Source organism: Paracoccus sp. T5, assembly GCF_048538155.2.
GTDB lineage: Bacteria > Pseudomonadota > Alphaproteobacteria > Rhodobacterales > Rhodobacteraceae > Paracoccus.
Window position 1 is genome coordinate 3,183,317 of record NZ_CM135809.1, and the last position, 10,242, is coordinate 3,193,558.

Genomic DNA, 10,242 nt, shown 5'->3' on the forward strand with positions numbered 1-10,242 from the left:
TGATGAGGACATGGCTGACTGCCGTGGCGCTTGTGCTGGCCGTGCCGGCCTGGGCGCAGGACAACCCGCTGCAACCCTCGCCCACTTGGGACGATCTGCGCGTCTCGGTCGTCGGGCTTGAACAAGAGCCGCCGATCGACCCCGGCGTGCTGGACCTGTCGGCGCCGGCGCGCGCCCATGAGGCCGCCATCGTGCCGATCCACCTGACCCAGCCGGCCGATGCACCGGCGGTCCAGGCACTGACCCTGGTCGTGGATGAGAACCCGGCCCCCGTCGCCGCTGAATATACCTTTGGTCCCGCACTGATGCCCCTGGATTTCGAGGTGCGCCTGCGCGTCGACAGCTATTCCGACGTCCGGGCCATTGCCACGCAGCAGGATGGTGCGCAGGTCATGGCCGGACGCTTCGTCAAGGCTGCGGGGGGCTGTTCGGCCCCGGCCGGCAAGGACATGGCCGCGATCCGCGACACCATGGGCGAGATGCGCTGGCGCAGCGCCGAGGCTGACGGGCGCCATGTCGGGACCCTGATGATCCGGCACCCGAACTTTTCCGGCCTGCAGCGCGACCAGGTGACCTTGCTGACGATCCCCGCCCATTTCATCGACATCCTGGAGGTCCGGCAGGGAGAGGAGCTGCTGTTCACCATGGCGGCCGGCATCTCGGTCAGCGAGGATCCGGTGTTCCGGTTCGCGTATGAGCCAAATGGTCAGCCGATCCATGTGCATGTGGAGGATACCGACGGCAATGTCTGGGACCGGAGCTTCGACCAGGCCTCGGGCTAGGCGCCGCCGCGTCCGACTTTCGTCGCAGCATGGCACTTGCTTTACGTGCAAGCTGCCCTAAACTGATCCGCGAGGCGCCGCCTGGAGGAGGGGTGCGCCCGCAGACATTCAGGGAGGAATGCCATGACCGCAGCCGCCATCCAGGCGCGCCCTGTGTCGTCACCGCGACCCACCGCCGACCAGGTGCGTGAGATTCTGATCGTCGACGACCACCCGCTGATGTGCGACGCCTTGGCGCTGACGCTGAAGATCAGCTTTGGACTGAAGAACGTGCGCACCGCCCGCAGCCTGGCCGCCGCGGTGGAACAGATCCGCATCCAGGGGGCACCGGATGCCGTGATCCTGGACCTGAACCTGCCCGACGCGCGCGGGGCCGAGGGTATCGTCACCCTGCGCCGCCAGCTGCCGGGTGTTCCGATCACCATGATCTCGGCCGATCTGGAAGGGGCGATGATCTCGACCACGATGGCGGCGGGGGCCCAAGGCTATATCAGCAAGTCGCTGTCGCGCGAGGCGCTGGTCGACAGCCTGCGCCGCATGTGGGAGGGCGAGCATGTCACCCCCGAGGGCTATCGTCCCGACCAGGACGAGGCCGGGGACGAGGCCAAGGCCGAACTGGCCCGCCGCTTTTCCTCGCTGACGCCGCAGCAGATGAAGATCCTGCGGCTGATCTGCCAGGGCAAGGCGAACAAGGAAATCAGCTACGAGCTGTCGATCGCCGAAGCGACGGTCAAGACCCACATCACCGCGATCATGGCCAAGATCAACGCCCGGCGTCGTACGCAGGCGGTGCTGCTGGCCAATTCCATCCGGCTGTTCGAGGCCGGCTGATGAATACCGGCCCGGCTGCGAAGGAGGGCGCATCCGGGCCGGTGGCTGTGCAGGCCGACCGCGGCGGGACCGATCTGGTCCCGACCCTGCTGGACGGCCTGCGCGGCTCCAATCCCGCGCTGGTGCTGCTGTTCGGGGCCCAAGGCGACGAACTGGCCGCGCTGGACGCCGCCCTGTCGTCGGAACTGCCGACCGGCTGCGTGGTCGCCGGCTGTTCCTCGGCCGGCGAGATCGGGCCGCAGGGATATGCCAGCGACAGCGTGGTCGCGATCGGCTTTCCCATGCGCCATTTCCGGGCACGCAGCCTGACCCTGCCGAACCTGTCGGCGCTGCCGGTGTCAGACTGGATGGCGGCGCTGCGCCGGATGCAGCAGGATTTCGCGCCCGACCCGGCGCGCAGCCTGTTCGGGCTGCTGCTGGTGGACGGGCTGTCGGGCCAGGAGGACGCGCTGGTGGCCACGCTGGACGCGGCGCTGCCCTCGGTGCCGGTGCTGGGCGGATCGGCGGGGGACGGTCTGGATTTCCGCCGCACCTCGCTTCTGGCGCAGTCGCGGGTCCAGTCGAACATCGCCGTGTTCATCCTGGTCGAGACGGATCTGGCCGTCTCGGAGGTGACCTTTGCGCATTTCAGCCCCACCCCCACACGCGCCGTGGTGACGGCGGCCCTTCCCGACAAGCGGCGCATCCTGGAACTGAACGCCGAACCCGCGGCCGAGGAATATGCCCGGCTGGCCGGGCTGTCGGCCTCGGAACTGACGCCGACGGAATTTGCCCGCCACCCGCTGCTGCTGCGCATGGGCCGGCGGCACCATGTCCGCGCGATCAGCGCCATCACCGAGGATGGCGGGCTGTCGCTGATGTCGGCGATCGACACCGGGACCGTGCTGACCTTGGGCCGGGCCGAGGACATGACCCAAGGCTTTTCCGATGCCCTGGACGCCCTGCCGCGGCCGCCGCTGATGGTGCTGGCCTTTGACTGCATCCTGCGCCGGCTGGCGCTGGAGCGCGCGGGCTTGACGCATCGCATGTCGGACCTGTACCGCCACCACCGCGTGGCGGGGTTCAACACCTATGGCGAGCAGCACAGCGGCATGCATGTGAATCAGACCTTCGTGGGCCTGGCCTTCATGGAGCCGGCGTCGCCCTCCGGCGGGGGCGCCCATGCTGCGTGACGATGACCCGCCCACCCGGCAGGTCGAGAAACTGACCCGGATCAACAACGTCCTGATCGACCGCATCGACAGGCTGGAAGAATCGCGCGGCTCGGCCTGGTCGATGTTCCAAGCGGCCGTCGCGCTGGAGCAGGAGGTTCTGGCCCGTACCCGCGACCTGGAACGGGCCATGGCCGACCTGTCGCAGCGCAACCGCGAGCTGGCCGTCGCCCGCGCCTCGGCCGAAGAGGCGAACCGCTCCAAGACCCGCTTTCTGCGCGCCGCCAGCCATGACCTGCTGCAGCCCCTGTCGGCGGCGCGGCTGTTCCTGTCCGCGCTGACGGACACGCCGATGGACGAGACGCAAAAGGAGCTGACCGACCGTTTGGGCAGCGCCTTTGAATCGGTCGAGCAGCTGATGCACGCGGTTCTGGACATCTCGCGCCTCGACAGCCAGCGGATCGAGTTCAACCGCCAGCCCGTGGCCCTGGACGAGCTGTTCCGCCGCCTGTCCGCCGAATTCGCCCCCATGGCCGAGGCCAAGGAACTGCGCCTGACCTTCATGCCCACCGGCGCGGTGGTCGAAAGCGACCCTGTCTTCCTGCGACGGATCGCGCAGAACCTGGTTTCGAATGCGATCAAGTACACGCAGCGGGGCGGCGTGGCGGTGGGGGCGCGGCGGCGGGGCGGCATGTGCTGGCTGTGCGTCTATGACACCGGGGTGGGAATCCCGGCCGTCGACCGGAACCGCATCTTTGACGAGTTCCAGCGCCTGACGCATGACAACGGCACGCCCGGCATGGGCCTGGGCCTGTCCATCGTGCGCCGTGCCTGTGCCAAGCTGGGCCATCCGATCAGCCTCAGTTCCGAGGCGATGCGCGGCACCGTCTTTCGCGTCGGCCTGACGTTGGTGGAAACCGGCACGCAGCAGCCGGCGCGGTCCCCGGACAGCGCCATGCTGACGCTGCGCGGCCGGGTGGCCCTGGTGGTCGAGAACGATGCCGACATGCGCCGCGGCTATGAGATGATCCTGCGGGACCGCCTCGGCATGGTGCCCCGCATCGCGGGCGGCACGGCCGAGGCGCTGGCCACGATGGGGGACGAGCCTCCCGACGTGATCCTGGCGGATTACCATCTCGAGAACGGCGATACCGGCGTCAATGCCATCGAATCGCTGCGGGCAGCGTCGGACCGGCCGGTGCCGGCGGTGATGATCACCGCCCACCGTGATCCGCAGATCGCGCGCACCTGCGCGGCGATGGGGGTGGACCTGCTGGAAAAGCCCGTCCGCCCGGTCGAACTGGCCGAGATGCTGGGCCGTCTGCTGGCCTAAGACCAAAGGTGGGGGCCGCACCCGCCGGGGCTTGCGCCCGCCGTGGATGCCCCCGCATCATGCGGCAGAGTTTGGGAGGACGAACCATGTCGAAAGCCTTTGCCCTTGCCCTGTGGCTGGGATTGAGCGCCCTTGCCGCCCACCCGCTGGCCGCCGCCGAGGCGGGGGATGCGGTCTTTACCGAGCGGGGGCCCTGGGATCTGGATGACCGTCGCCTGGAATGGCAGATGACCGTCGAAGGTCCCGCGGCCGAAGGCTTTCAGCCGGTCGCCGACGGCAAGGTGACGCTGAGCGAGGCCATCGACCCCTCGGACCAGCAGCCGGTGCTGCGCTTGACCCAGGAAACCGAGGCGCGGACCCGCCAGGTCGGGCCCTTTCCCATCTCGGCCGGCGACCCGGTGCTGATCTTCTTTCTGGAACAGACCGCGCGCGACATGGCCGCACTGACCGGCGGCAGCCCGCATTACATCCGCAACCGGCTGAAGGACATCCTGTTCCGGGGCGGCGAGATCGCGCAGGCCGACGGCACGACGACCGCCACCTTCAAGCCCTTTGCCGACGACCCGAACGCGAACCGCATGAACGGTTTCCAGACGCTGACCCTGACCTTCGTGATGAAGGACCCGGCCGAACCCATCCGCGAACTGAAGGCCGAAACGGAGGCGGCGCCGGGATATCGCAACCAGCTGGTGCTGCAATGAGCCTGTTCCGCGCGGTGGCCCCGCCGGCCATTGCGGCCGCACTGGCCCTGTCCGGCCCGGCGGCAGGCCAGGCGGTGAACGATTATCCCACCAATGCGCGAGCGGAATATGTGTTTGCCTGCATGGCCACGAACGGCCAGACCCGCGACATGCTGGACCGCTGCTCCTGCGCGATCGACCGCATTGCCGAGGTGCTGCCCTATGGCGACTATGTCAGCGCCGAAACGGTGCTTCGGATGCGCCAGACCACCGGCGAGCGGGCGGGGATGTTCCGCGCCATGCCGCAGATGACGGAAAGCGTGGCCACCCTGCGCCGCGCCGAGGCCGAAGCCGAGATCCTGTGCTTCTGAGGGCGCTCAGGCCAGCGCCAGCCCGATGCTCAAACCCGCCGCCAGCGACAGCGCCGTGACCAGCCACAGGGGCAGCGCGGGGCGCGGCTGGACGACCAGCAGGCGCGCCTCCTCAGGGTGGGCGCGCTCCCACAGGACCTGCTCGACGATGCGCGGCAGCAGCGGGCCATAGCGGCCGATCGTCTTGACGACTTCGGTCAGGTCGCGGACCGCAGCCTTGGGACCGATCTCGGTCTTGATGTAATCCGACACGACCGGCTTGGCCGCGTTCCAGATGTTCAGCTGCGGGTCGATGGAACGGGCCACGCCCTCGACCACGACCATGGTGCGCTGCAGCAGGATCAGTTCGGTCCGGGTCGGCATGCCGAAACGCTCGGTCACCTCGAACAGGTAGGACAGCAGGTTGGCCATCGAGATCCGCGTTGCATCGGCGCCAAAAATCGGTTCTCCCACCGCGCGCAGCGCGCGGGCGAATGCCGCCTCGTCCCGGTCGCGGGGCACATATCCCGCCTCGAAATGCACGCGCGCGACCAGGCGATAGTCGCGCTGGATGAAGCCATAAAGGATTTGGGCATAGACCCGGCGGGTGTATTCGTCGATCTCGCCCATGATCCCGAAATCATAGGCGATGATGTTGCCGTTCGCGGCGACCTTGAGGTTGCCGTGATGCATGTCGGCGTGGAAAAAGCCGTCGCGCAGCGCGTGGGACAGGAACAGCTGGATCACCCGGCGGGCCAGGTCGGTCGTGTCGTGGCCGGCGGCGATCAGCGCATCACGGTCGCCCATCGGCAGCCCCTCGGCCCAGTCGGCGGTCAGGACCCGGCGCGAGGACAGCGCGAAATGCGGCATCGGCACCTGAAAGCCGGGATCGCCGGCAGTGTTTTCTGAAAACTCGGACGCCGCCGCAGCCTCCAGCCGCAGGTCCTGTTCGCCCATTACCGTCTGTTCGAAATGCCGCACCACGTCGCGCGGGCGCAGGCGCCGGGTGCCGGGCGAGACCAGCTCGATCATCCGGGCACCGAAATGGAAAGCGTCGATGTCGCGCCGGAAGGCGGCGCCGATGCCCGGGCGCACGACCTTGACCGCGACCTCGCGGCCCGTCTCGCGCACCCGGGCGCGGTGGACCTGGGCGATCGAGGCGGCGGCCACGGGCTCCGAGAATTCGGAGAACAGCTGGTCGACCGGGGCACGCAACTCCTCGGCGATGGCCTGCTTGGCAATCGTTGTCGGGAAGGGCGGCAGGCGGTCCTGCAGCATGCGCAGCTGCCCCGCCAGTTCCGGCCCGACCACGTCGGCACGGGTCGAGAGGATCTGCCCGAACTTGATATAAGCCGGACCCAGGGCGGTGATCGCCCGGGTGATCGGCGGCAGGGTCGGGTCGCCCTTGTAGCCCAGCCAGCGGAACGGCCAGCCCATCACCCGCGCCGCCATGCGCAACCGGATCGGCGCATCGACCGCATCCAGCACGGCCGCCATCGCGCCAGTGCGCTCGAAGGTGGCGCCGGTGCGGATCAGGCGCAGGATGTTGTGGGGACCGCGCATGGGCTAGAGCTTCCAGCCGGAATGCAGCGCGGCGATGCCCATCGACAGGTTCCGCCACTGGACGCGGTCGAAGCCCGCATCGCGGATCATCTGGGCGAAGGCGTCCTGGTCGGGAAAGCGGCGGATCGATTCGACCAGGTATTGATAGCTGTCGCGATCGCCCGTCACCGCCTGCCCCATCGCCGGGATCACGTTGAAGCTGTAGCGGTCATAGGCCCATTGCATGGCAGGAACCGGGATCTGGCTGAACTCCAGCACCATCAATCGGCCGCCGGGCTTCAGGACGCGGTAAGCCTCGGCCAGGGCGTCGGGGATGCGGGTGACGTTGCGGATGCCGAAGCTGATCGTGTAGCGGTCAAAGCTGTCATCGGCAAAGGGCAGCTTCATCGCATCGCCGGTGACCCAGGCCAGGCGGTCGGCCTTGTCCACCGCGTCCGCCCGCTTGCGGCCCTCGACCAGCATCGATTCCGTCATGTCGCAGACGGTGACGCGGCCGCCCGGCGCGCGGTCCAGGAAACGGAAGGCCACGTCGCCCGTTCCGCCCGCCACGTCCAGCAGATGCTGCCCGTCGCGCGGCGCCAGCCAGTCCATCATGGCGGTCTTCCAGATGCGGTGGATGCCCACGCTCATCAGGTCGTTCATCACGTCATATCTCGAGGCGACCGAGGAGAAGACCTGGTGGACCATGCCGGCCTTCTGATCCTCGTCCACGGTCCGAAAGCCGAAATGGGTCTGTCTGCTGTCCGTCATGCGCTTGCCGTTTGCCTGTTCACTCGCCAGATATGTCCGGCCTGCCGCGGGCACAATGACCGCGATATGCCACAGGCGCAATGCGACGAAAGGGAACCGCGTGCCTGAACTGCCCGAAGTCGAGACCGTCCGCCGCGGCCTGCAGCCCCACCTGGAGGGCGCCCGCATCGCCCGCGCCGAGATGCGTCGCCCCGACCTGCGCTGGCCCATGCCCGTGGACCTGGTGCAGGTGCTGACCGGCGCAACGGTAACGGCACTGCGCCGGCGGTCGAAATACCTGCTGGCGGACCTGGACCGGGGCGGCACGGTGCTGTGGCACCTGGGCATGTCCGGCCGGATGCTGGTCGAGGGGGCGAACCTGGGCGACTTTCATCGCGATCCTGGCATCATCGCGCGCCATGACCATGTCGTCCTGACCACCGAGGCCGGAACCACGATCACCTTCAACGACGCCCGCCGCTTTGGCATGGTGGACCTGATCCGCGAGGGCACCAGCCATCCGCTGCTGGATCACCTAGGACCCGAGCCCTTCGATCCGCAGTTCGACGCGGCCTATCTGGCACGCGCCTTCGACGGGCGGCGGGCCCCGGTCAAGCAGGCGCTGCTGGATCAGCGGATCGTGGCGGGCCTGGGCAACATCTATGTCAGCGAGGCGCTGTGGCGCGCCGGGATCGACCCGCGGCGCGCGGCGGGCCGGATCGGTGCGGCGCGGCTGGCCGCGCTGGTGGGCCACATCCGCGATGTCCTGAGCGGCGCGATCGCCGCCGGGGGATCGTCCCTGCGCGACCACCGGCAAGCCAGCGGAAAGCTGGGCTATTTCCAGCACAGCTTTCGCGCCTATGACCGGGAATCCCAGCCCTGCCTGCGCGAGGGCTGCGGCGGAACGCTGCGCCGGATCGTGCAATCGGGCCGCTCCAGCTTCTACTGCCCGGGCTGCCAGCGCTGAACTCTTGGATTTCCGGCCGCCTTGCTGTTAGGACTCGGCCCCAATGCAACCTGCCAACGAGGTCCAAGCCTATGGCTTACGAAACCATCATCGTGGAAATCGAGGACGAGGTCGCCCTGATCCGGCTGAACCGGCCCGAGGCGCTGAACGCGCTGAACGCCACGCTTCTGGCCGAGCTGTCTGCCGCCCTGACCGAGGCCGACCGCAACGACAAGGTGCGCTGCATCGTGCTGACCGGCAGCGAAAAGGCCTTTGCGGCGGGCGCCGACATCAAGGAGATGGCGACCAAGAGCTATGTCGAGGTCTATGACGAGGACCTGTTCGGCGCCCAGATCGAGGCGATCACCCGCATCCGCAAGCCGATCATCGCCGCCGTCAGCGGCTATGCCCTGGGGGGCGGCTGCGAGCTGGCCATGGTCTGCGACTTCATCATCTGCGCCGAGAACGCCAAGTTCGGCCAGCCCGAGATCAACCTGGGCGTCGTGGCCGGCATCGGCGGCACGCAGCGCCTGACGCGGTTCGTGGGCAAGTCCAAGGCGATGGACATGAACCTGACGGGCCGCTTCATGGATGCGGCCGAGGCCGAACGCTCGGGCCTGGTCAGCCGCGTGGTGCCCACGCCCAAGCTGATCCCCGAGGCGCTGGCCGCCGCGCGCAAGATCGCCGAAAAGTCCCAGATCGCCACCAAGACCGTCAAGGAGGCCGTCAACCGCGCCTATGAGACGACCCTGCGCGAAGGGCTGCTGTTCGAGCGCCGCGCCTTTCATGCGCTGTTTGCGACCGAAGACCAGAAGGAGGGCATGGCCGCCTTTCTGGAAAAGCGCGAGGCGCAGTTCCGCGACCGCTGAGGAATGGCGGAAAGGGCTTTCCTTTTCCGCCATCCTGCCATATAGGCCGTCGCTTACATGCGCGTGGGCCCGCTTTGGCAAGAATCATGTCCGTTCCCCCGGGGAGCGGCGTCATGGGGCTTTTGCGCGATCGACACAGACGAAACGCAAACTGACCCGTTAGGATTTGACCCATGGCAAACACGCCCCAGTCCAAGAAACGCGCCCGCCAGATCGAGCGTCGCACCGACGTCAACAAGGCCCGCCGCTCGCGCATCCGCACCTTCATCCGCAAGGTCGAGGAAGCCATCGCCTCGGGCAATGCCGACGCGGCGAAGGAAGCCCTGCGCAACGCCCAGCCCGAACTGATGCGCGGCGTCACCAAGGGCATCGTGCACAAGAATACTGCATCGCGGAAAGTGTCGCGCTTGGCGGCCCGCGTGAAGGCCCTTACGGCGGTCTGAAAACCCCCGCAGCAGGGGTCCGCACAGGACCCTTTTGAGCCGTGTGGGACCTGAAAAATCAGGACAAGATGGATCGGGTGCAAGCTTCGGCTTTGCGCCCGATCTTTGTTTCTGCACCTGCGAAAAGCTGGCAATAATCCAGCGATTTCAACACTCTTTTGAAAATCTGCAATCGAGTCAAAGCCCTCGCAGATTCGATTGGACGAAGAAGCTGTCAAGCGCATAGTTCGGTTGCAGGCTCAGCCCGGCTGGGTCTAGTTTCCTCCTTGCGATTCACGTCGCTTGGGGACGGGTCGAACCTCATGATCGCATCGTCGATGCGGCCAGGAAACGACCGGGCAAGACAGCAGAGGCTTCTCTCTTCTGCCCTCGGATTCACGACGGCCGGCTGCCACCGGATGTCGCGGGATCTGTGTCTGTGAACGGAAACGGGCCGACGCCCCCCATGCGATCCGCTTTCGGTCGCAGGGCTTCGCTGTTTCTGCCGTCACGGCCCTGATGACGTGCAATCTGTCCCGTCGGCTCAACCGGCGGGGGTTGGGGACAGGCACGGAAAGATAGGGCA

The 10,242-nt window shown here is 67.5% G+C and carries 11 protein-coding genes; 9 read left to right on the forward strand and 2 right to left on the reverse strand.

Annotated features, from left to right (window positions below; translation table 11 throughout):
- Positions 1-2 precede the first annotated feature (2 nt).
- The 6 genes from ACNR9W_RS15705 (at position 3) to ACNR9W_RS15730 (ending at position 5,148) form a co-directional block, all read left to right on the forward strand.
- Positions 3-782, forward strand: a complete 780-nt coding sequence (locus ACNR9W_RS15705; RefSeq protein WP_419268511.1) for a quinoprotein dehydrogenase-associated SoxYZ-like carrier — start codon at positions 3-5, stop codon at positions 780-782.
- Positions 783-905: 123 nt separating this feature from the next.
- Positions 906-1,613, forward strand: a complete 708-nt coding sequence (locus ACNR9W_RS15710) for a response regulator transcription factor (protein WP_419268512.1) — start codon at positions 906-908, stop codon at positions 1,611-1,613.
- Positions 1,613-2,785 carry an FIST N-terminal domain-containing protein gene (locus ACNR9W_RS15715; protein ID WP_419268513.1) on the forward strand — a complete coding sequence of 391 codons (1,173 nt, stop codon included), beginning with the start codon at positions 1,613-1,615 and terminating at the stop codon, positions 2,783-2,785. The genes ACNR9W_RS15710 and ACNR9W_RS15715 overlap by 1 nt, the downstream gene beginning before the upstream one ends.
- The gene (locus ACNR9W_RS15720; RefSeq protein ID WP_419268514.1) at positions 2,775-4,097 is read left to right on the forward strand and encodes an ATP-binding response regulator; all 1,323 of its coding nucleotides are present in this window, start codon (positions 2,775-2,777) and stop codon (positions 4,095-4,097) included. Before ACNR9W_RS15715 ends, ACNR9W_RS15720 begins: the two co-directional genes overlap by 11 nt.
- Before the next feature lie 86 nt (positions 4,098-4,183).
- A complete protein-coding gene (locus tag ACNR9W_RS15725; protein ID WP_419268515.1) occupies positions 4,184-4,798 on the forward strand; it encodes a hypothetical protein in 615 nt (204 codons plus the stop codon).
- Positions 4,795-5,148: a hypothetical protein gene (locus ACNR9W_RS15730; RefSeq protein ID WP_419268516.1), complete on the forward strand. Its 354-nt coding sequence runs from the start codon at positions 4,795-4,797 to the stop codon at positions 5,146-5,148. Before ACNR9W_RS15725 ends, ACNR9W_RS15730 begins: the two co-directional genes overlap by 4 nt.
- Before the next feature lie 6 nt (positions 5,149-5,154).
- Here ACNR9W_RS15730 and ubiB read toward each other — a convergent pair whose 3' ends face one another.
- Complete coding sequence (gene ubiB, locus ACNR9W_RS15735; RefSeq protein WP_419268517.1) at positions 5,155-6,690, reverse strand: 2-polyprenylphenol 6-hydroxylase; 1,536 nt, start codon at positions 6,688-6,690, stop codon at positions 5,155-5,157.
- Positions 6,691-6,693: 3 nt separating this feature from the next.
- On the reverse strand, positions 6,694-7,440 hold the full coding sequence (ubiE, locus tag ACNR9W_RS15740) for a bifunctional demethylmenaquinone methyltransferase/2-methoxy-6-polyprenyl-1,4-benzoquinol methylase UbiE (protein ID WP_419268518.1): 747 nt from the start codon (positions 7,438-7,440) through the stop codon (positions 6,694-6,696).
- Between the two features lie 100 nt (positions 7,441-7,540).
- On the opposite strand from ubiE, the gene mutM reads away from it, so the two are divergent.
- From mutM to rpsT, 3 genes are all read left to right on the forward strand, one after another.
- Positions 7,541-8,386, forward strand: a complete 846-nt coding sequence (gene mutM, locus ACNR9W_RS15745) for a bifunctional DNA-formamidopyrimidine glycosylase/DNA-(apurinic or apyrimidinic site) lyase (protein ID WP_419268519.1) — start codon at positions 7,541-7,543, stop codon at positions 8,384-8,386.
- A 71-nt stretch (positions 8,387-8,457) separates the two neighbouring features.
- Positions 8,458-9,234, forward strand: coding sequence for an enoyl-CoA hydratase (locus ACNR9W_RS15750; protein ID WP_419268521.1), 777 nt, complete (start codon positions 8,458-8,460; stop codon positions 9,232-9,234).
- A 173-nt stretch (positions 9,235-9,407) separates the two neighbouring features.
- The gene (gene rpsT / locus ACNR9W_RS15755; protein ID WP_419268523.1) at positions 9,408-9,677 is read left to right on the forward strand and encodes a 30S ribosomal protein S20; all 270 of its coding nucleotides are present in this window, start codon (positions 9,408-9,410) and stop codon (positions 9,675-9,677) included.
- Positions 9,678-10,242: the final 565 nt, after the last annotated feature.